The 19,200-nt window shown below is 58.0% G+C and carries 22 protein-coding genes; 12 read left to right on the plus strand and 10 right to left on the minus strand.

What is annotated here, in order from left to right:
- Positions 1 to 2: 2 nt before the first annotated feature.
- Positions 3 to 791: a ribose-5-phosphate isomerase RpiA gene (rpiA, locus tag Q0903_RS10470; RefSeq protein WP_299029066.1), complete on the minus strand. Its 789-nt coding sequence runs from the start codon at positions 789 to 791 to the stop codon at positions 3 to 5.
- 241 nt (positions 792 to 1,032) lie between these two features.
- Here rpiA and Q0903_RS10475 point away from each other — a divergent pair, with 241 nt between their 5' ends.
- The 4 genes from Q0903_RS10475 (at position 1,033) to Q0903_RS10490 (ending at position 4,972) form a co-directional block, all read left to right on the plus strand.
- Positions 1,033 to 1,734 (plus strand): glutathione S-transferase family protein, encoded by a 702-nt coding sequence (locus tag Q0903_RS10475; protein ID WP_299415076.1) that lies wholly within the window; start codon positions 1,033 to 1,035, stop codon positions 1,732 to 1,734.
- Positions 1,734 to 3,107, plus strand: coding sequence for an L-serine ammonia-lyase (locus Q0903_RS10480; RefSeq protein WP_299415077.1), 1,374 nt, complete (start codon positions 1,734 to 1,736; stop codon positions 3,105 to 3,107). Before Q0903_RS10475 ends, Q0903_RS10480 begins: the two co-directional genes overlap by 1 nt.
- A gap of 150 nt (positions 3,108 to 3,257) precedes the next feature.
- On the plus strand, positions 3,258 to 3,929 hold the full coding sequence (locus Q0903_RS10485) for a type 1 glutamine amidotransferase domain-containing protein (RefSeq protein ID WP_299029058.1): 672 nt from the start codon (positions 3,258 to 3,260) through the stop codon (positions 3,927 to 3,929).
- 122 nt (positions 3,930 to 4,051) lie between these two features.
- On the plus strand, positions 4,052 to 4,972 hold the full coding sequence (locus tag Q0903_RS10490) for a DMT family transporter (RefSeq protein ID WP_299415079.1): 921 nt from the start codon (positions 4,052 to 4,054) through the stop codon (positions 4,970 to 4,972).
- On the opposite strand, the gene Q0903_RS10495 is transcribed toward Q0903_RS10490, so the two are convergent.
- The gene (locus tag Q0903_RS10495; protein ID WP_299029052.1) at positions 4,887 to 5,600 is read right to left on the minus strand and encodes a thiamine diphosphokinase; all 714 of its coding nucleotides are present in this window, start codon (positions 5,598 to 5,600) and stop codon (positions 4,887 to 4,889) included. The genes Q0903_RS10490 and Q0903_RS10495 overlap by 86 nt on opposite strands.
- Positions 5,601 to 5,738: 138 nt before the next feature.
- On the opposite strand from Q0903_RS10495, the gene Q0903_RS10500 reads away from it, so the two are divergent.
- On the plus strand, positions 5,739 to 8,060 hold the full coding sequence (locus Q0903_RS10500) for a hypothetical protein (protein ID WP_299415081.1): 2,322 nt from the start codon (positions 5,739 to 5,741) through the stop codon (positions 8,058 to 8,060).
- A gap of 60 nt (positions 8,061 to 8,120) precedes the next feature.
- Here the strand turns inward: Q0903_RS10500 and Q0903_RS10505 are convergent, their stop codons facing one another.
- From Q0903_RS10505 to Q0903_RS10515, 3 genes are all read right to left on the minus strand, one after another.
- Positions 8,121 to 8,480 carry a glyoxalase superfamily protein gene (locus Q0903_RS10505; protein WP_299415083.1) on the minus strand — a complete coding sequence of 120 codons (360 nt, stop codon included), beginning with the start codon at positions 8,478 to 8,480 and terminating at the stop codon, positions 8,121 to 8,123.
- Positions 8,477 to 8,707, minus strand: coding sequence for a DUF2842 domain-containing protein (locus Q0903_RS10510; RefSeq protein WP_299029045.1), 231 nt, complete (start codon positions 8,705 to 8,707; stop codon positions 8,477 to 8,479). The genes Q0903_RS10505 and Q0903_RS10510 overlap by 4 nt, the downstream gene beginning before the upstream one ends.
- 70 nt (positions 8,708 to 8,777) lie before the next feature.
- On the minus strand, positions 8,778 to 10,070 hold the full coding sequence (locus tag Q0903_RS10515) for an adenylosuccinate synthase (RefSeq protein ID WP_299029043.1): 1,293 nt from the start codon (positions 10,068 to 10,070) through the stop codon (positions 8,778 to 8,780).
- A gap of 167 nt (positions 10,071 to 10,237) precedes the next feature.
- Here Q0903_RS10515 and Q0903_RS10520 point away from each other — a divergent pair, with 167 nt between their 5' ends.
- Entirely contained in the window at positions 10,238 to 10,633 is a 396-nt protein-coding gene (locus tag Q0903_RS10520) for a DUF6524 family protein (protein ID WP_299029859.1), read from the plus strand.
- A gap of 30 nt (positions 10,634 to 10,663) precedes the next feature.
- Here Q0903_RS10520 and Q0903_RS10525 read toward each other — a convergent pair whose 3' ends face one another.
- The 3 genes from Q0903_RS10525 to nthA all read right to left on the minus strand — a co-directional run bounded on the left by Q0903_RS10525 (position 10,664) and on the right by nthA (position 12,366).
- Positions 10,664 to 10,993, minus strand: coding sequence for a nitrile hydratase accessory protein (locus Q0903_RS10525; protein WP_299415085.1), 330 nt, complete (start codon positions 10,991 to 10,993; stop codon positions 10,664 to 10,666).
- A complete protein-coding gene (gene nthB / locus Q0903_RS10530; RefSeq protein WP_299415087.1) occupies positions 10,990 to 11,664 on the minus strand; it encodes a nitrile hydratase subunit beta in 675 nt (224 codons plus the stop codon). Before nthB ends, Q0903_RS10525 begins: the two co-directional genes overlap by 4 nt.
- 75 nt (positions 11,665 to 11,739) lie before the next feature.
- Positions 11,740 to 12,366, minus strand: coding sequence for a nitrile hydratase subunit alpha (gene nthA, locus Q0903_RS10535; RefSeq protein WP_299415089.1), 627 nt, complete (start codon positions 12,364 to 12,366; stop codon positions 11,740 to 11,742).
- Between the two features lie 134 nt (positions 12,367 to 12,500).
- Here nthA and secG point away from each other — a divergent pair, with 134 nt between their 5' ends.
- Entirely contained in the window at positions 12,501 to 12,866 is a 366-nt protein-coding gene (gene secG / locus Q0903_RS10540) for a preprotein translocase subunit SecG (protein ID WP_299029031.1), read from the plus strand.
- Between the two features lie 191 nt (positions 12,867 to 13,057).
- Positions 13,058 to 14,707, plus strand: coding sequence for a CTP synthase (locus Q0903_RS10545; RefSeq protein ID WP_299029028.1), 1,650 nt, complete (start codon positions 13,058 to 13,060; stop codon positions 14,705 to 14,707).
- Positions 14,708 to 14,755: 48 nt separating this feature from the next.
- On the opposite strand, the gene Q0903_RS10550 is transcribed toward Q0903_RS10545, so the two are convergent.
- Positions 14,756 to 16,240 (minus strand): inorganic phosphate transporter, encoded by a 1,485-nt coding sequence (locus Q0903_RS10550; RefSeq protein ID WP_299029025.1) that lies wholly within the window; start codon positions 16,238 to 16,240, stop codon positions 14,756 to 14,758.
- 69 nt (positions 16,241 to 16,309) lie between these two features.
- Entirely contained in the window at positions 16,310 to 16,783 is a 474-nt protein-coding gene (locus Q0903_RS10555) for an NUDIX hydrolase (protein WP_299029022.1), read from the minus strand.
- 163 nt (positions 16,784 to 16,946) lie between these two features.
- Here Q0903_RS10555 and rlmJ point away from each other — a divergent pair, with 163 nt between their 5' ends.
- The 4 genes from rlmJ to Q0903_RS10575 are packed head-to-tail and all read left to right on the plus strand — an operon-like array spanning position 16,947 to position 19,188.
- On the plus strand, positions 16,947 to 17,726 hold the full coding sequence (gene rlmJ / locus Q0903_RS10560) for a 23S rRNA (adenine(2030)-N(6))-methyltransferase RlmJ (protein WP_299029857.1): 780 nt from the start codon (positions 16,947 to 16,949) through the stop codon (positions 17,724 to 17,726).
- Positions 17,727 to 17,756: 30 nt separating this feature from the next.
- Positions 17,757 to 18,053: a DUF1330 domain-containing protein gene (locus tag Q0903_RS10565; protein WP_299415091.1), complete on the plus strand. Its 297-nt coding sequence runs from the start codon at positions 17,757 to 17,759 to the stop codon at positions 18,051 to 18,053.
- A gap of 19 nt (positions 18,054 to 18,072) precedes the next feature.
- Positions 18,073 to 18,723, plus strand: a complete 651-nt coding sequence (locus Q0903_RS10570) for a hypothetical protein (protein WP_299415092.1) — start codon at positions 18,073 to 18,075, stop codon at positions 18,721 to 18,723.
- 9 nt (positions 18,724 to 18,732) lie between these two features.
- Complete coding sequence (locus Q0903_RS10575; RefSeq protein WP_299029014.1) at positions 18,733 to 19,188, plus strand: TerB family tellurite resistance protein; 456 nt, start codon at positions 18,733 to 18,735, stop codon at positions 19,186 to 19,188.
- Positions 19,189 to 19,200 lie beyond the last annotated feature (12 nt).

The following is a 19,200-nucleotide window of genomic DNA, read 5'->3' on the forward strand; positions in this document are numbered from 1 at the left end:
TTTCAATCACTCAGGTCGGAAAAGAGGTTGTCACTCTCGACGAAATCCAGCCGCTCTGTGGCGACAGTGCCTTGGTTTATGTCGCGCACCTGAACTTTACCATCCCCGAACCCGATCACAACCGCGTCACAGATATCAATGAACAGACCGTTCTCGACCACGCCCGGCATCTGGTTAATGACCAGCGCCAGCTGACGCGGGTTTCCGATGCGCCCCAGATGCAGATCAAGGATATGGTTGCCTTCATCCGTCACAAACGGGCGGTCGCCATTCATCCGCAACGTACTTGAACGGCCCAGAACATCCATGGAGATCAACGTCTCCTCGACCAGCGCCTGCGTTGTCTGCCAGCCAAAGGGGATTACTTCGATGGGCAGCGGGAATGCGCCCAAATGTTCGACTTCTTTGCCGATATCTGCAATCACAACCATCTGGTCGCTGGCCGTCGCCACGATCTTTTCTTGCAGCAAAGCACCGCCACCGCCTTTGATCAGGTTCAGATCGCCGTCAAACTCGTCAGCGCCATCAATCGTCAGGTCCAGCCATTTCGCTTCATCCAGCGAGATCACTTCGATCCCCACTTCGCGCGCCAGCTGCGCCGTCCGGCTCGACGTCGGTACGCCGCGAATTTTCAAACCCTCATCACGCACCATCTCACCCAGACAACGCACCAACCACGCAGCTGTTGATCCCGTTCCTAACCCGACACGCATGCCGTCCTCGACAAATTCGGCAGCGCGCTTGGCGGCTACGAACTTGGCTTTGTCGATGGGCGATAGTTCTCCGGACATGGGGCAGCTCCGAGGTTTGACAGGGTTGGCCCTTCGTATATGCCCAAACGCGCGCAGGTGCGAGAGGCGACAGACCGCTTTTTTAGCACCTTGTTTAATGAACTTCTCGGGTTTGCGTTACGGACTACACTTTATCTCCTTTCGAGCAAGGGCAGCGCCTTTGGCCTATTTGCCCCAAATGCGTGCCGTGGCGTCGTTTTCAGGCGGGCGTTTGCTTTGGTGGATCGGCAGACAGACCAACATGACATACGTCCTCCACTACGCCCCAGATAACGCCTCGCTTATTATCCGTCTTGCGCTGGATCATTTGCGCGTGCCCTACACCGATGCGCTGGTTGACCGCGCCGCGCAAGGGCAGCGCGCACCTGCCTATCTTGCCCTTAATCCAAACGGGTTGATCCCCGTACTGGAAACCCCTGTCGGCCCGTTGTTCGAGACGGGCGCAATTCTGCTATGGTTGGGCGACACACATGGCGGGCTCGGCCCCCGGTCTTCAGACCCTGCGCGCGCCGATTACCTCAAATGGCTGTTTTTCACCGCCAATACTCTGCACCCTGCATTGCGCATGCTGTTTTATCCCGCAAAGTACATTGGGGAGAACACCGTGCAGCAGACGGCGCTGCAAAACGGGCTGCGCCGACAGATCCGCACAGCACTAGAACAGTTGGACGCCGCCGCCACCAAACAACCCGAGCTGTTTGGTGCTGTCGCTCCTACAGGGCTCGATTTCTATTTGGCGGGCTGTCTGCGCTGGTGCGCTCTCTACCCTGTCGATGGTCCGCGCGACTGGTTCGATTTAGCCGCAACGCCCGCGTTGGCGTCAACGTGCGCGCGGGTTGAGAAACTGGCCTGCACCACACACTTGCAAGCTGCCGAAGGACTGGGGCCAACCCCGTTCACAGCACCTGTTTATGCCAACCCGCCCCAAGGGAGTGCGACCTGATGTTTTTGTCTGTTTTCGAGATGTTCAAAGTGGGGATCGGTCCCTCTTCTTCACACACCATGGGACCGATGGTAGCTGCTGCGCGCTTTTTAGAGATGATGCGCGCCTCGCCTTTCCACTTTGCGGGCTTGCGCGCCTCCCTGCACGGTAGCCTTGCGTTTACAGGTGTAGGGCACGCCACCGATCGCGCAACGATCCTCGGCCTCGCAGGGTTCACTCCCGAAAGCTATGACGCCATCAAGGCCGAGGAAACCCTGAAAGGGATTGAGGAGGCACATGCGCTGGAAGTGGAAGGGTTGGGCACTTTACGCTTCAACCCCAAGACCGACCTGATTTTTGATTACGAGACCCCCCTGACAGGCCACGCCAACGGCATGACCCTGATGGCGACCGATGCGCAGGGCGATATCACTCTGCGGCAGGTCTATTACTCCATCGGCGGAGGTTTTGTGATGACCGAGGAAGAATTGTCCGCAGGCAAGGACACAGACGAAGGCGCACCCGTGCCCTACCCGTTCAAATCCGCCGCGGAGATGCTGGAAATGGCAAAAGCGTCTGGCAAAAATATCGCCCAGATGAAACGCGCCAACGAGGTCAGCCGCAATGGCGAGGTGCATCTGCGTGAGGGGTCCAAACGCCTGTGGCAAGTTATGAACGATTGTATCAATCGCGGCCTTGAGACTGACGGCATCCTGCCCGGTGGCTTGAACGTCAAACGCCGCGCCAAAGGCATCCATGATGCCCTCATCGCCGAGCGTGGCATGAACCAATCCGCGCCTCACACCATTAACGACTGGATGAGTGTCTATGCCATGGCCGTGAACGAGGAAAACGCTGCGGGCGGTCAAGTGGTCACAGCCCCCACCAATGGTGCCGCTGGCGTAATGCCTGCCACCCTGCGCTACTATCTCGACCACGTGCCTGGTGCCTCAGAGAGCCACGTCGAAGATTTCTTGCTGACGGCCGCCGCTATCGGGGGGCTCGTCAAGTTCAACGCCTCCATATCCGGGGCCGAAGCAGGCTGTCAGGCCGAAGTCGGCTCTGCTGCTGCAATGTCCGCAGGCGCCTTGTGTGCTGTGATGGGCGGCACGCCCGAGCAGGTCGAAAACGCTGCCGAAATCGCGCTGGAGCATCATTTGGGCATGACATGTGATCCGGTGAAAGGCCTCGTGCAAGTGCCGTGCATCGAGCGCAACGGTCTGGGCGCGATCAAGGCTGTTTCAGCCGCAAGCCTTGCCCTGCGCGGCGATGGTACACATCTTGTGCCGCTGGATGCTTGTATCGAAACCATGCGCCAGACCGGTGTCGACATGAGCGAGAAATACAAAGAAACCTCTCTGGGCGGTTTGGCCGTGAACGTGCCGAACTGCTGAATAAGCGGTTACCGAACCTGTCTGTCGTCTTTCTGGCAGGCTGACGTGTGGTTACCGCAAAAATCGGGAACGGTTCTGTCTGTGCAGGGTTAGCTTTGCATAGAACACCTGATGCGCGGCATCATGGACCCAATTACAGGACACTCCCCAATGAATATTCTTATGATCCTCACCTCCCATGACACCTTGGGCGATACGGGCGAAAAGACGGGCTTCTGGCTGGAGGAGTTTGCCGCCCCCTATTACGCGCTAAAAGATGCTGGCGCACAAATCACATTGGCCTCTCCCAAAGGGGGTCAGCCCCCACTGGACCCCAAAAGCGATTCAGAGGATGCGCAGACAGAGGCGACCAAACGCTTCAAGTCTGACAAGGGCGCTCAGGCCGCATTGGCCAGCACCGTCACCCTGTCTTCGGTCGGCAGTGACGGCTTTGACGCCGTATTCTACCCCGGTGGTCACGGTCCCATGTGGGATCTGGCAACAGATGCCGATAGCATCCGCCTGATCGAGAGCTTTGCCGCCAATGACCTGCCCATAGGAGCAGTCTGCCACGCGCCAGCGATCTTCAAGGATACAAAGCTGGGCAACAAACCGTTGGTCGCGGGCAAAAAAGTCACCGGCTTTTCCAACAGTGAAGAAGAGGCCGTTGGCCTGACCGATGTAGTTCCGTTTTTGCTCGAAGACATGCTCAAGGCCAACGGCGGCGTCTATCTGCGCGGCGAGGACTGGGCCAGCTTTGTCACGACCGACGGCAAGTTGGTGACAGGGCAGAACCCCGCCTCCTCAGCGGAAGCGGCGAAAGCCCTGCTCGCCCTGCTTTGACCTTGAGAAGGGCGGCGCATCTGTGCCGCCCTCTTTCGCCGCCACGCCTGAATACGATTTCCCCACACGTTAACCACCTCTTGGGTATTGCCAGCGTTACGGTCAGCGCATAGGCCGTAAGGATGACAGCTGACCGTCCCGTTCTTGGTATCCTGCTTATGCTGGGGTTTTGCATACTTGCCCCGCTGGGCGACTCGATTGCAAAAATTCTTGGGCCGACAATTCCGCTGGGACAGTTGATCCTGACCCGCTTTGGCGTGCAGGCTGTTATCCTCATCCCTTTGGTTGTGCTGGCGGGTGTACATTGGCGCCTCTCGCCGCGCGCATGGCGACTGGCGACCATTCGCACCGTGCTCCACATCCTTGGCATCGGCTTCATGTTCACCTCCCTGCAATATCTACCACTAGCGGAGGCAGTCGCTATCGCCTTTGTCATGCCTTTCATCATGCTGCTACTGGGTCACTTCGTACTGGGCGAAGAGGTCGGGCTGCACCGTATGGCGGCCTGCGGTGTCGGGTTTGTTGGTACATTAATGGTGATCCAGCCCAATTTTCTGGCCGTTGGCTGGGTGGCCCTGCTGCCGCTGGCGGTGGCAGTGATCTTTGCGCTGTTTATGCTGACCACCCGCCAGATTGCAAAAGAGGTTGACGCCATCGCGTTGCAAGCGGTCAGTGGAGTAATTGCGATAATCATACTCAGTCCGCTTATGGTGGTGGGTATAACCGTTGATTTTGCGCCCGTTTCACTGGTGGTTCCAAACGCCGATGAATGGTGGTTGCTGGCGGCGATCGGCCTGCTTGGTACTTTTGCGCATCTGCTGATGACATGGTCGTTGCGCTTTGCGCCCAGCGCCACAGTGGCGCCTATGCAATATCTGGAAATTCCGGTGGCCACCTTCGTAGGCTACTGGCTGTTCTCCGAACTGCCCGATACGCTGGCCGCTTGGGGCATTACCCTTACTGTGGTGGCGGGGGTGTATGTTGTTCTACGCGAGCAGGCCAACGCGCGGCGTCTTGCACAAAATGCGCCACCAGCGGTTTAAGATAGCGCCGCGCCACGATCAGCAACATGCCAGCATCATCCATCCACAGCTGAACCGGACCTGTCGCGCGGTTCGATGTGCCGATGAACACAGCGGGATCAAACGCCAACCCTTCAATCGCCCATTCCAGCCCCGTACTGCGCCCCGTCACAGGCACCATCGGGAACAGCGAAACAACATCGCCCGCCTCCATCGGCAATGCCATGCAGGGAGGGGCCATCACGATAATCTCGTCCTGTGCCAGTAAAATGCAGGGGCGGTCCACGTGGGCCAATAGGGTGTGGAAAGCAGCCAACTGGTGATCAACACGCCCCCCGCAAAACCCCACCCCCAATACAACAGGGGCGGCAACAGAACGAAGAGCCTTGTCGAAATCAGTAGATTGTTGTTCACTTACGCGGTGCTGATGCTGGGTCGGCACACGGGCAAGCGCATCTGGGGGTGCGCTGTCCATATCACCGATGACAGCCACAGGATCAACTCCTGCGGCCTGTGCTGCAACCAGCCCGCCATCCACCGCCACGAGTTTCGGCGCGATGGTTAACGCCTCCGCAATGTCTTGTGCGGTAGCTTGCCCCCCACCGAGAAGTGTAACAGGACCGGAACTGTGAAGAATGGCTTTTGACATGCGACCTACATGGCGACATTCGGCGAAAACCACAATATCGCCACACAATGATACCGCATCCGGCACAGTTTCGGGCCGCTTTGGTCTTGGATATCATGGTAAACAAGTCCCAACAAAGACGCAGAGGACGAGCATCCGATGATCAATAACAACAAGATTCTTACCGTATCTTATGGCACTTTCTCGTGCACCCTTGAAGGATTTGACGATTCTTTCGGCACGATGAAGGCGATTGCAGAGTATTTTCGCGATCTCTCGGCCGACGACAGATACTTCGGGGCCGAACCCGTTCAGCCCGACGCACAAATGCTGGCCCGCATCGCAGAGCGAGAGATCGCACGCCATGTCGAGGCCCGCGAGGATGATGGCCGCATCGTTCTCTCTGCGCACAACACCCCCCAGTCTGCCGCTCTGGTAGCCCAGGAGGTTGTTGAAGACGTGGCCGATGCCATGGCAGAGGCCAGTGTTGAGGTCGCAGAGCCGACGACAGAGCCAGCCAAGGCAGATCAGACGCCCGACGCTCCCGATGCCGACGCCGATGTCGACGCGCCAGAAGCAGATGCAAATGCATCTTCCGGCAAAGACGCGGCTGAACCACAAGAAGAAGTCGCAGCACCGGCCCATGAAGCAGAGCAGTCAGAAGACGACGCGACAGCAGACGAAAGCGAAGAGCCTGCCCACGCTGACGCTTCCGAAGCTGATGCCGAAGTCGCAGCTGAAGCCGCACCCGAAAAGGACGCGGTTGAGGAAGACGAGAACGATATCGTGCCCAGCCTGCCTGACGCCGATGTCGAAGCCTTCTTTGCCGACAGCGCAACAGGGACAGACGACAGCTTTGAGGATGTCGTCCCCGTTGCAGAGGAAACACCTGCGCAAGAGCGCGCAAAAGCCGACAGCATTGCCGACAAGCTCAAGCGCATTCGCGCCGTTGTCTCCCAGCAGTCCGATGCAGCCGCAGCGCCGGACTATTCCGAAGACCAGCACGCCGATGCAGACGCAGTAAAAGCATCACTGGCTGCTGCTGTGGCAGAGGCCGATGAGACCATTGAAGATGCGCAACACAACGCAGACGAAAGCGACGAACAAGCCCAGAGCGATGTTCTCGCCAATACTCTGCGTGACCTGGAAGACGCACTGGACGTCGATGACGAAGCAGATTCGGATGCCGATCCTGCGCCCTCCATGGAAAGCGAGGATGACGATATCGCCGCAATCCTGAGCCGTCTGGAGCACGACAACGCCGAAGATGCCGCCCCTGTGTTGGATGATCTGGCATCGCTGTACGACGACGACGATATGGATGATGACATTCTCGCAGCGATGGATAGCCTTGTTGCTGCCCCCGATGCGGATGATCTGGATGACCTCGGCGATAGTCACCTCTTTGACGAGGCCGAAGACACTGATGCCGTAGCACCCGAAGAGGAAGCCAGCGAAGAGCCTGCCGAGATGGCCCCTGCCACACCCGCACCAGCGATGCGTACCCGTGTGCTCAAGGTAAAGCGCGCAACGCTTGAAGCTGCAATCGACGCGGGCAAGCTGGAGGAATATGACGACGAAGAGGATGAGGACGACGCGCCTGCCGCACAAACCCGTCCCCTGCGCAAAGCACCCTTGGCCGAACGCTCATCGCTGAGCGACGAAGCCGAACAAGAACTGGCCCGCGAACTAGCCGAGCTTGAGGCGGACATGGAAGCAGCCGACGCGCCTGCGCAGACCGCGCCAGAGGCACCGGTAGAATCGCCTGCCGTAGAAGAAACATCGCAGCGGTCAGATATTCACGGCAATGCAGATGCAGACCTGTCACGGTTGATGGAAGAAACAGCCACCCAGATGGACGAGCCAGAAGGCGCTACACGCCGCGATGCTTTTGCCCATCTGCGCGCCGCAGTCGCCGCCAAAAAGGCTGACGAAGCGGTAGGCGGTGCTGACAGTGAAACAGATAGCGACGAAGCCTACCGTGATGACCTTGCTAGTGTTGTGCGCCCCCGCCGCCCCGTAACAGGCGAGCGTGTCCGCACCCAACGCCCAACCGAGACACGCCCTGCCCCGCTGAAACTGGTCGCAGAGCAGCGGATCGACGTTGCGCAATCAGCCGGCGTTACGCCCGTACGCCCCCGCCGCGTTGCAGCAGTGGTCAACACACCTGCACCAACTGAGGGTGTTTCCGATGCATCAAGCTTTGCTGATTTCGCAGCCGATGTCGGCGCGGACAAGCTACCCGATCTACTGGAGGCCGCAGCGGCATACCTCTCTTTCGTGGAAGGCCATCAGGAGTTTTCCCGCCCGCAGCTGATGACAAAAGTCCGTCAGGTCGAGAAAGAGAACTTTACCCGCGAAGAAAGCCTGCGGTCATTCGGCAAGCTGTTGCGCGAAGGCAAAATCCAGAAGCTGAAAGGCGGCCGCTTTCAGGCCTCTGACCAGATCGGCTTCCAGCAGGACGCACGCGCTGCCGGCTAAACATAAGGCACATGGTATCCACAAAAAAAGGCGGGCCTCATGGTCCGCCTTTTTGCCGTTTTATATTTGAGGCGAGGCAAAAATCAGCTTGTTTCCCGCAGGATCGGAAATACTCATTTCGTCCCATCCCCAGCTTTGATGTTGCCAGCCTGGCTTGGCATTTTTGTAATTCTTGGCGATCAGCCTTTCAGACATCGCCGCAACATCATCGACTTCTATTCGGATATAGGTGCCAGGTGTCCCGTCACCGAAATGCTCTGACAGGTGCAATTCACACTCACCGCATTTCAAGCCCATGTACAAAGGGGCATCATCCGCAAACCGGTGCTCGAACAACAACTCGAACCCCAAAAAATCGATGTAGAAAGCACGCGCCGCATCCGCATCGTAACTGCGCAGAATAGGCACAGGGGGTTTCACCCTGCAGGGTCTTTCGCATCAGGATCGGCTTGGCCGACGCCCTTGAACACTGCCTTCATCGGAAACGCCCAGATCACGCCAGAACCCACATAAATCACCAGCTCTACCCAAAACGGCGGGCGATCAAACAACGAAATCACCCATACCATGCCCACGATATAAACAGGCAATGCAACAAGCAGGACAAACAGCGACCAGCGGCGGCGGGCTTTGTAACTCATTGCCATCACGTTTTCTCCATAACAGTTTACTCAGGACGAGAGGTGGCCCATCCCGAGCGGTTTTCAATGGCGACAATTAGTCCGCAAACGGATCTGTGACCAAAATCGTGTCCTCACGCTCGGGAGAGGTCGACAGAAGGGCGACAGGGCAATCAATCAACTCTTCCACGCGGCGAACATATTTGATCGCTTCTGCGGGCAGGTCGGCCCAGCTGCGTGCGCCTTCGGTCGATTGCGACCAGCCGGGCATTTCCTCATAGATCGGGGTGCATCGCGCTTGCTGATCCGCGGCTGTGGGCAGATAGTCCAACCGCTTGCCATCCAGCTCATAAGCCACACAGATTTTCAGCGTCTCGAAACCATCCAAAACGTCCAGTTTGGTAAACGATATCCCGTTCACACCAGAAGTCGCGCAGGTCTGGCGCACAAGCACCGCATCAAACCATCCACAGCGGCGTTTCCGCCCTGTCACAGTGCCAAATTCATGGCCCCGCTCGCCCAGACGCTGGCCATCAGCATCGTCCAACTCTGCCGGAAACGGGCCTTCGCCCACCCGCGTTGTATAGGCCTTTACAATACCCAAAACAAAATCGATCGAGCCGGGACCAATGCCTGTACCCGTTGCCGCCTGTCCCGCAATTACATTGCTTGAGGTGACGAAGGGATAAGTGCCGAAATCGATGTCCAACAGCGCGCCCTGTGCCCCCTCGAACAAGATGCGTTTACCTGCGCGACGTTTTTCATTCAGCACTTTCCAAACAGGCGCTGCGTATTCCAAAACGCTGGGCGCAATAGCCCGCAAATCAGCCAACAGTCGCGCGCGGTCCACAGGCTCGAGCCCCAAACCACGGCGCAACGCGTCATGGTGGACCAACGCGCGGTCGACACGCAGTTCCAGCGTCGCGTCGTCGGCCAAATCAGCTACACGCACCGAACGGCGTCCGACCTTGTCTTCATAGGCAGGGCCGATGCCGCGTCCTGTGGTGCCAATCTTTGCGACACTTGTCTGCTCTTCACGCGCGCGGTCCAGCTCTCCGTGGATGGGCAGGATCAGCGGTGTATTCTCGGCAATCATGAGCGTTTCAGGCGTGATCGTGACGCCTTGTTCGCGCAAGCCGGCAATCTCTTTTTCCAGATGCCACGGGTCCAGAACGACACCGTTGCCAATGACCGACAGTTTGCCACCCCGCACAATGCCTGACGGCAGCAGGCTCAGCTTGAACACTTCGCCGTCAATAACCAGCGTGTGGCCTGCGTTATGCCCGCCCTGAAAACGCGCGATCACATCCGCACGCTCGGACAGCCAGTCCACAATCTTGCCTTTACCCTCGTCACCCCATTGGGCGCCTACGACAACAACATTGGCCATTCTATTCCTCTCATCGCAGGGGCACTCAGCACCGCCCGCCTATTCCAAACCCGCGCCCCTGATAGCCGTCCATGCGGTGGCAGGGAACCGCAAACTGACCAATTCCCATAGACTTTTGTGCGTAAGGCTTCGATATTGCGCGGCAACAGAACAAAGGACAACCGATGATGGGCTTTTTACTGCGCTGGATTTGTGCGTTTTTGCTGCTCACAGCAACGTTTAACCCGACCGAGTACAACTATATCCAGTGGGTGCGCAGCTATGGCGGCATGAATGTCTCGATTGCCGTGCTCGCAGGGTTGGTTCTGCTGATCGGATACATCATTTACCTGCGCGCGACCCTGCGCAGCATCGGTGCGTTCGGGATGATTCTGGTACTCGCAGTTGTCGGCGCAGGCATATGGGTTCTCTATGACCTGGGCGTTTTGCGCCTCAAAGATCCCAGCATGAACGTATGGCTCGGCCTGGGCGCGCTCAGTTTTGTACTCGCCATTGGCCTCAGCTGGAGCATTGTACGCCGTGCGCTGTCGGGTCAGGCCGATGTAGATGATGTAGATGCCTGAACGGGTCGGTGGGCGGGCGTCTTGCGCCCGTCAGGGTGCAAAAGTGCCGTCCAGCGTCACGGGATCACCGTGAGCGGTATGCAGGTACGCGTGCTCCCATGCCGCCCGCATTTCCTCTACAGCTTCAGGATCGGTCATCTTGATTTCGGCCAAAAAACCCTCCAACGTCGCGAGCCATGCGGTAAAGTAGTCCTCGCCGCCATTCAATTCTTTTGATAGTCCGTGCTGCTTCAGCATTGCTCCGAAACGCGCGGCCCAGTCCGTCCACTCGAAATGCCCGGCTTCGTTCAGATGCACTGTCAGCGCGAACAATTGCGCGTGCCATGGGGCCTCGAAAACAGGTTCGGGTGTCGCGCTCATGCGGCCTCCAGATAGCTTTGCCATAGGTCCAGTACGACCTCGTCACGTGGATGTTCGGGATGCGCCCATAGTTGAGAAGCTTCAAAAGCCACAGCATAAAGCGGCTCTGGCGCTTCGCCCAAACCATGCGCATTGCTGTCGGGCAATATATGTGTGCCATGATAGCGAACGATCCGCCCACGCGCACCTGCCGCATACCCAGGCAAGCGCGTATGACCGCCGCTTACCAGCGTGTTCTCTGCTATGGCGCGTGTCAGCACGCTGTCGCCTACCGTAAATACGGGCAAGACATCGCTCTGGCGGTCCGCCGGTCCGCCTCGGGCCAAAACACCCGCGACTTGATCCGCCGTCAATTTCTTTTCTGCCAGATCGCTGATCTCGGCATGTGACTGCCCCGCCAGCTCGTCACGGCGCAGCACGTCAGTATTCACAAGCAATGCCGCCAGACCACCTATCCATTTCTCGTAATAGCTAAATGCCGTGTAGTCCTTGGGCGCGAGGCATTCGCGGGCGTGGCGCGATACGTCGATGTTCCATTTCCCTAAACTGCCAGATGCGAGTGTCAGGGCCAGTGCGCGTGCATGCCAGTCCTCGTGAAACCGCTCGTCCTCGCCTTCTGGCACAACTGCACCGTCACCAAACCGCCCGCCCATATCATGGACACGGCTCACAAGCAGTGCTCCGCCAAGAGCGATGCCATGGAGGCAACGCATGCGTAGCTTGGGCGCACCGCATCAGTGGGGTTCTCAAGCAGCATCGGAACTCCTCGCCAAACCCGTGCCAACCATACTGTCGCGTGTCACCAGATCCATCAGCGCATCCTCGCTCCAGCCCTCGGTCCCTTCAGGCCGCATGGGCAGCACAAGATAGCGCACCTCGGCGGTCGAATCCCAAACACGCACAGCAGTTTCGTCAGGCAAAACCACACCGAAATCAGCCAGCACTTTGCGTGGCTCACGGACAACCCGCGCGCGGTAGGCGTCTGACTTGTACCACGCAGGCGGAATGCCCAGCAAAGGCCAAGGATAACAGCTGCACAGGGTACAGACGACAATGTTATGGGTCTGCGGCGTATTCTCGACCACCACCATATGCTCGCCCTGACGGCCGAAGTACCCCAAATCGGCCAGCGTATTGGTGGCATCGTTGCGCAGGGCGTCCAGAAACGCAGGATCACTCCATGCTTTGGCAACCACATGGGCCCCGTTGCGCGGCCCGATCTTGTTTTCATAGGTATCTATGATCGCATCAAGGGCAGCAGGGTCAATCAGACCCTTTTGTTTTAGCACGCTCTCCAGCGCCTTAACCCGCAAGGCAGGTTCGGGCGGTAGCAGGGCGTGGGCGTGATCGTGGTCATGGCTGTCATGGGGCATACAGACACATTGCCGCGAGATAATGCGCTTGTCTATGGGCAAGCAGAGCCTGCGCCGCGCATCCTCCCTTGCCCCCAAAAGCAAATGTGCCTAGATACCCCCAAACCGACCCAGAAAAGAGCAGCCTGCACCCCATGGAAAATGTCGTCCTGATCATCCACCTTATTCTCGCGCTTGGCCTGATTGCCGTGGTGCTGTTGCAACGCTCAGAAGGTGGCGGATTGGGCATTGGTGGCGGTGGTGGCGGTGCAAACTCGGGCCGCCCGCCAGCCACTCCGATGAGCAAGTTCACGTGGTTGCTGGGCGCTGCATTCGTAGTGACATCGATCACGCTGACCATTGTTTCCGCACAGAAATCTGCGGGTGTATCGGTTCTGGACCGTCTAAGCGCACAGCCGCCAGCCCTGAACCAGAACGACGGCGTGCCAACCCCTGATCTGGACAATTTGCTGCCCCCTGCCGAGGGTGACAATGCGCCACTGGTCCCGACACTCGATTAACACATAATCTCAAGACTTTGAGGTAAAAGGCCCCAGCGCAACATCATGTTGCGGCCAGCGCCTTGCCTCGGGGTTGCGAATCCTGTTAGACTGAGGCCCCGTGATGGTGCGAATTTCGCACCGCTCTGGACCCGTTTTGCAGGTCCGAAAACAACAGAGCAGACGCTGAAAGCGCACGGGAGAAACTGCACATGGCACGCTATATTTTCATCACCGGTGGTGTTGTATCCTCGCTTGGCAAAGGTCTCGCCTCGGCCGCACTTGGCGCGTTGTTGCAGGCGCGTGGCTTCTCGGTGCGGCTGCGCAAACTTGATCCCTATCTCAACGTCGATCCCGGCACGATGAGCCCTTTTGAGCATGGCGAAGTGTTTGTGACCGATGACGGCGCAGAAACCGATCTCGATCTTGGACATTACGAACGATTCACAGGCGTGGCCGCCCGCAAGACCGATTCCGTCTCATCCGGGCGCGTCTATTCCACTGTGCTGGAGAAAGAACGCCGCGGCGACTATCTTGGGAAGACAATTCAGGTCATTCCCCACGTCACAAACGAGATCAAAGATTTCCTTGCCGTTGGCGAAGACGAAGTTGATTTTATGCTGTGCGAAATCGGTGGCACCGTAGGCGATATCGAAGGCCTGCCGTTTTTCGAGGCAATCCGCCAGTTCTCCCACGATAAACCACGCGGCCAATGCATCTTTATGCACCTCACGCTGCTGCCCTATCTTGCCGCCAGTGGTGAGTTGAAAACAAAACCCACGCAGCACTCCGTCAAGGAGCTGCAAAGCATCGGCATCGCACCTGACATCCTTGTCTGCCGGTCCGAGCATCCGATCCCCGAGAAAGAGCGCGAGAAGATCGCCCTCTTCTGTAACGTGCGCAAGGAATCGGTCGTCGCCGCTTACGATCTGAAATCCATCTACGAGGCGCCGCTGGCCTATCACGCACAAGGGCTCGATCAGGCCGTTCTGGATGCCTTCGATATCTCGCCTGCGCCCAAGCCTGATCTGAGCGTCTGGCACGACGTCTATGACCGTATCCATAACCCCGAAGGCGAAGTCAAAGTCGCCATTGTGGGCAAATACACGCAGTTGGGTGATGCCTATAAATCTATCGCCGAGGCGCTGACACACGGCGGTATGGCCAACCGTGTCCGCGTGAAAATCGAATGGGTCGATGCAGAGGTGTTCGACAAATCCGATGACGTGGCTGCCCAGTTGGAAGGATATCACGCCATCCTCGTTCCGGGTGGTTTTGGCGAGCGTGGCACAGAGGGCAAAATCAAAGCCGCGCAATATGCCCGCGAGCATAAAGTACCCTATCTTGGCATCTGTCTGGGCATGCAAATGGCCGTGATCGAGGCCGCGCGCAATGTGGCTGGCCTGTCCACGGCAGGCTCGGAAGAGTTCGACCACGAATCCAGTGGCAAGAAACGATTTGAGCCTGTGGTCTACCACCTCAAGGAATGGGTGCAGGGCAACCACAAGGTTGAGCGTAAGGTCGGCGATGACAAAGGCGGCACCATGCGTCTGGGCGCATATGATGCCACGCTGAAAGAGGGATCAAAGGTCGCCGAGGTGTATGGAAGCACTTCCATCGACGAGCGTCACCGCCACCGCTATGAGGTCGATATCGCCTATCGGGAGCAGCTGGAAAAAGCGGGCCTCACGTTCTCGGGCATGTCGCCAGACGGCAAGCTGCCCGAGATAGTGGAATGGTCGGATCACCCGTGGTTCATCGGCGTGCAGTTCCACCCAGAACTGAAGTCAAAGCCGTTCAAGCCCCATCCTTTGTTCAAGGGCTTTATACAGGCGGCCAAGGAAATGTCGCGTCTGGTGTGACGCGCGGGGCCCCTGCCTGCGCGGCAGGGGCACACTGCGGTGGCCGGATCAGGCTACCGCGAGATTTATCATCACAAAGATAACTGCTGACAGGGTTGCCGCTGCGGGTACTGTAATTACCCATGCCGCAAGGATCGTCAGAAAGTGTGAGCGGCGCACCAGCTTGCGGCGGCGACGCTCTTCGGGCGCATAGATCGCGCGATCAGGCATTTCCAATCGCTGCTTGCGGATACGCCGTTCTGCGTCCCACTCACGGAAAAAGCCCACACCGAACACACCGCCAACGGCAATGTGGGTCGAGCTGACGGGCAGCCCCAGCCAGCTGGCGATGATAACAGTCAGTGCAGCCGACAGGGCCACGCAATAGGCGCGCATGGGGTTCAGTTTGGTGATCTGGCCGCCGACCATACGGATCAGCTTGGGGCCAAACAGGAACAGGCCGAACGAGATACCGAACGCCCCGATAATCATGACCCAGAACGGAATGCTTACCGCTTCCATGAAATTTGCGGATTGCGATGCCTGAACAATAGCCGCCAACGGGGCGACAGCATTGGCCACGTCATTAGCCCCATGCGCAAAGCTCAGCAGTGCTGCCGAGACAACCAGCGGGATACCAAACAGCACTTTGAGCGATTTGTTGCGGTTCTCCAGCCCTTGGGATTGCTTGCGGATCACGGGGATCATCACGGCCCAGACCAACACACCCAACACCGCACCAATCAGCAACGCTGTTGGCATGTCGATCTTGATAATCTTTTTCAGACCTTTCAGCGACAGATAGGCCGCAAAAGCCCCCGCCATGATGCCCACAAGGATCGGCACCCATGTCCGAGCCGCCGCAATTTTGTCGTCACGGTAGATGATGCGCGACTTGATAAGCCACAAGAACATAGCAGCGATCAAACCACCCAGCATCGGCGAAATCACCCAACTGGCCGCAATCCCTGCCATTGTGGGCCAATTCACAGCCGCAAACCCTGCCGCAGCAATACCTGCGCCCATGACGCCGCCCACGACCGAGTGCGTTGTCGAGACAGGTGCGCCGACCCAGGTAGCAAGGTTCACCCACAACGCGGCGGACAAAAGCGCCGCCATCATTGCCCAGATGAAGGTCGAGGCATTGCCCATACTTTCGGGCGCAATAATGCCTTTCGCGATCGTCGAGACAACATCACCCCCCGCAATCAGCGCGCCTGCACTCTCGAAAACAACAGCAATCGCAATCGCACCGCCCATGGACAAGGCATTCGCCCCCACCGCTGGCCCCATGTTATTGGCGACGTCGTTGGCCCCGATGTTCAGCGCCATATAGGCCCCCAAACAGGCTGCAATCACCACAATCATGGAATTGTTGGTCTGCCCGAAGAACAGCAGCGCCGCCAAGCCAGCCAGCATAATAAAGACCAGCGCAATGCCTGGTCCCACCATAGGGCGTGCAACATAGCTCGTCGCAAGCTCTAGGTTGGAATAGCGCGCAAGGTCGCGGTCCAGCGTTTCAAGATGGCGTGGATCGCCCTGTTTTTGTGTCATGTCGTTGTTCCCCCGTTGGCGGAAGGACATAGCGCCGCACCATAGGGGAAATCAACCTAGCAAAACGGATCAGGCCGATTGATTGGCACGGCCGCGGAAAATCGATTGCAACTCGGGCTCGTTCACCATGTTAGCCGCATCGCTGGCCGTAACCCATTTGCGCGTGCGTTCATGTGCTTCGGGGAACTCCGATGCCAGATCTTTCACCGCAACAGAATAGACGAGCGTTTCAACAGGAACTTGCAGCCCCGAGGGTTTGCGCTTGTTATAGGTGTAACGGCCAACGGGGGCAGCAGAGGCTTGGCTGTTGCGCACGCCCGCTTCTTCCCACGCTTCTTGCAGCGCAGTCTCGCTGGATTTAAGACCGCGGATCGGCCACCCTTTCGGGATGATCCAGCGGCCCGTGTCACGGCTGGTCACCAACAGGTATTCGCTGTCCACGCCTGAACCACGATGGCACAAGGCAGCTACCTGTAATTTTTTGGGTCGTTGCAAAAGAGGTCTCAGGAAAGCATCCCAGACCATACGAAGTACCGCCTTCATCAAAAGTCCACTCGATCTTGTTATTCTTATGTAAGCGATTATGACCCATCTCGCAGGGAAGTTCAAATAACGTTAACTTCAGGGCTGTTTTCAGGGACAAACTGCGCCCGATAGTTCGAATATTATGCGTTGCGCCCCTGCGCTGATCCGCTACACCGCTGGTATGCTCAGCTATCAACATATCTATCACGCCGGAAATCTGGCCGATGTCCACAAACACAGTTTACTGGCGTGGATGCTTGAATACCTCACGCGCAAAGACAAACCTCTCAGCTATATCGAGACCCACGCGGGCCGCGCGCTTTATGATTTGGGCGCTGACGAGGCGCTCAAGACAGGCGAGGCTGCGGCCGGTATCGCCGTTGCGCGCAATTGGTTTGCCAAGGATCATCCCTATGCCCGCGTGCTGGCCCGCGTAGAGGACGAGGATGGCGCGAAGGCCTACCCCGGATCACCTCTGATCGCGTCGCACCTGCTGCGCCCCACAGACCATATCCATCTGGCCGAGCTTCACCCACAGGAACATTCCGCGCTCGCACTGGCAATGTCGCCCACTGGCGCAAAAATCCACCTGCGCGACGGGTTCGAGACAGCCTTTGCCTTGTGTCCGCCCACACCGCGCCGTGGTTTGCTGCTGATCGACCCCAGCTACGAGATCAAGACCGACTACGTCGACATCTTTCGGCATATCGCCAAATTACACCGCGCATGGAATGTAGGTATCATTGCTCTTTGGTATCCGATCCTGACCAATGGCGCGCATCTGGACATGCTCAACGCGCTGACTACACAACACAAGGGCGCGCTGCGCCATGAGGTCCGCTTCCCCCCCGCCCGTCCAGGGCATGGGATGGTAGGCTCTGGCATGTTTGTGTTAAACCCGCCATATGGATTGAGCGACGAGGCGCAACGCCTTGCCGCCCGCTATGCCAAACTGCGCTAATTGCACGCGACGAACGGAAGGATCATGCGAATGGCAAAAAAGGGATATTGGATCGGCAATATGGATGTGCGCGATGCCGAAGTGTACGAGAAGTACCGCGCCGCCAATGCAAAACCATTTGCCGACTTCGGCGCAAAGTTTCTGGTGCGCGGCGGCACGCAGCAAATCCGCGAAGGCACTGCACATCCGCGCACCGTCGTGATCGAATTTCCCAGCTATGCAGATGCTGTCGCCTGCTATCAAAGCCCCAGCTACCAAGCCGCCAAGGACATCCGCATGACTGTTTCTGACGGCAGTCTGATAATTATTGAAGGATATGGCGACTGATTTGTGATATGCTCTGCGCATGAGACATCTTATCGCGTGCATTCTCGCCCTGCTCCCGCTTCCCGCGCTTGCCTGTTCCAGCGCCGTCTGTCTTGTCGATCCAGAAAGCTTGCTGCTGCCCGAGACGATAGATTTTCAGGGCACACCATCTGGTGCGGGTCCGGGGTATCTGGTGGACGATGTGCTGGTGTTAAACGGCGCCCAGTTCGGAGAACGGTTCGCTGGCCAGACCCTACAGGTCCAAGGCACCCATGATGCCGTCGATGGTGCGGCCTACGGCCCGCTTACCCTGCTGCCGGGCGAAGCGGGGCAGAACCTGTCTGTTGTCAGCTTTATGGGCATTACTGTGCTAAACGGCTATGGTCACAAGGGTTTCCCCAAACGCGACGCACAGGGCGAAGGCGCTATCGCGATCTTGTTCGATCAGGACCAGTCCGCTGTCACCCTAGGGCTGCGCGGCGGCGAGCAAGGCAGTGCTGATGTTTTGTTCCTGCGCCGTGACGGCAGTGTGCTGGCGCGCGTGCCTGTCACCCCCGTAGGAGAGTTTGCACTGGGTTTCCTGCGCGCCTCCGGAACCGAGGACATTGCGGGGATCGTGCTGAACAACACAGACGACCAAGGCATCGCCCTTGATACGATTAAATTTGGCAAAGCCCCCAATCTCGGATAATCAAAGCCGATGTTAGAACGTCTTTTCCCCCGCCGCGCCCCTGCGCCAAAACCATTGCCACAACCCAACGCGCAGCTTGCGCTAGGTGCTTTGCTGGTCCGTGTGGCCTTGGCCAACCGTCAGTATGTGGCCGCAGAGGTGGCACAGATCGACCGTGTGCTGGCGACGACCTTTTCCCTAAAACCGCTCGATGCGGCAAAGCTGCGCGCCGAATGCGAAGCGCTGGAGCGCCATGCACCCGGCACAAGCGAATTTGCGCAAATCTTGCGCGAAGAGGTTCCATATGCTGAGCGCAAGTCGCTTGGGGATGCCATGTGGGCCGTAGCGCTGGCCGATGGTCGCCGTGATGACGCGGAAGAGGCGCAGTTGGTTGAGATCGAAGCAGCACTTGGTCTGTCGGGCGAAGATATTGTTGCTGCGCGAAAAAATGCCCTCGGCGCGTTAAATGCACGCGACCAATTGTAAAATCATCCTCAC

The organism is uncultured Sulfitobacter sp., from assembly GCF_947502895.1.
In the GTDB taxonomy this organism is placed as follows: Bacteria; Pseudomonadota; Alphaproteobacteria; order Rhodobacterales; family Rhodobacteraceae; genus Sulfitobacter.

Bases quoted from the DNA above. Each gene is read 5' to 3' on its own strand.
- Q0903_RS10550 (WP_299029025.1), bottom strand. From the start codon at position 16,240: ATGACACAAAAACAGGGCGATCCACGCCATCTTGAAACGCTGGACCGC.
- Q0903_RS10520 (WP_299029859.1), top strand. From the start codon at position 10,238: ATGGGCTTTTTACTGCGCTGGATTTGTGCGTTTTTGCTGCTCACAGCA.
- Q0903_RS10565 (WP_299415091.1), top strand. From the start codon at position 17,757: ATGGCAAAAAAGGGATATTGGATCGGCAATATGGATGTGCGCGATGCC.
- Q0903_RS10555 (WP_299029022.1), bottom strand. From the start codon at position 16,783: ATGAAGGCGGTACTTCGTATGGTCTGGGATGCTTTCCTGAGACCTCTT.
- rpiA (WP_299029066.1), bottom strand. From the start codon at position 791: ATGTCCGGAGAACTATCGCCCATCGACAAAGCCAAGTTCGTAGCCGCC.
- Q0903_RS10490 (WP_299415079.1), top strand. From the start codon at position 4,052: ATGACAGCTGACCGTCCCGTTCTTGGTATCCTGCTTATGCTGGGGTTT.
- Q0903_RS10525 (WP_299415085.1), bottom strand. From the start codon at position 10,993: ATGAGCGCGACACCCGAACCTGTTTTCGAGGCCCCATGGCACGCGCAA.
- nthA (WP_299415089.1), bottom strand. From the start codon at position 12,366: ATGCCCCATGACAGCCATGACCACGATCACGCCCACGCCCTGCTACCG.
- Q0903_RS10510 (WP_299029045.1), bottom strand. From the start codon at position 8,707: ATGGCAATGAGTTACAAAGCCCGCCGCCGCTGGTCGCTGTTTGTCCTG.
- Q0903_RS10575 (WP_299029014.1), top strand. From the start codon at position 18,733: ATGTTAGAACGTCTTTTCCCCCGCCGCGCCCCTGCGCCAAAACCATTG.
- Q0903_RS10495 (WP_299029052.1), bottom strand. From the start codon at position 5,600: ATGTCAAAAGCCATTCTTCACAGTTCCGGTCCTGTTACACTTCTCGGT.
- Q0903_RS10485 (WP_299029058.1), top strand. From the start codon at position 3,258: ATGAATATTCTTATGATCCTCACCTCCCATGACACCTTGGGCGATACG.
- Q0903_RS10570 (WP_299415092.1), top strand. From the start codon at position 18,073: ATGAGACATCTTATCGCGTGCATTCTCGCCCTGCTCCCGCTTCCCGCG.
- Q0903_RS10480 (WP_299415077.1), top strand. From the start codon at position 1,734: ATGTTTTTGTCTGTTTTCGAGATGTTCAAAGTGGGGATCGGTCCCTCT.
- secG (WP_299029031.1), top strand. From the start codon at position 12,501: ATGGAAAATGTCGTCCTGATCATCCACCTTATTCTCGCGCTTGGCCTG.
- rlmJ (WP_299029857.1), top strand. From the start codon at position 16,947: ATGCTCAGCTATCAACATATCTATCACGCCGGAAATCTGGCCGATGTC.
- Q0903_RS10545 (WP_299029028.1), top strand. From the start codon at position 13,058: ATGGCACGCTATATTTTCATCACCGGTGGTGTTGTATCCTCGCTTGGC.
- Q0903_RS10475 (WP_299415076.1), top strand. From the start codon at position 1,033: ATGACATACGTCCTCCACTACGCCCCAGATAACGCCTCGCTTATTATC.
- Q0903_RS10500 (WP_299415081.1), top strand. From the start codon at position 5,739: ATGATCAATAACAACAAGATTCTTACCGTATCTTATGGCACTTTCTCG.
- Q0903_RS10515 (WP_299029043.1), bottom strand. From the start codon at position 10,070: ATGGCCAATGTTGTTGTCGTAGGCGCCCAATGGGGTGACGAGGGTAAA.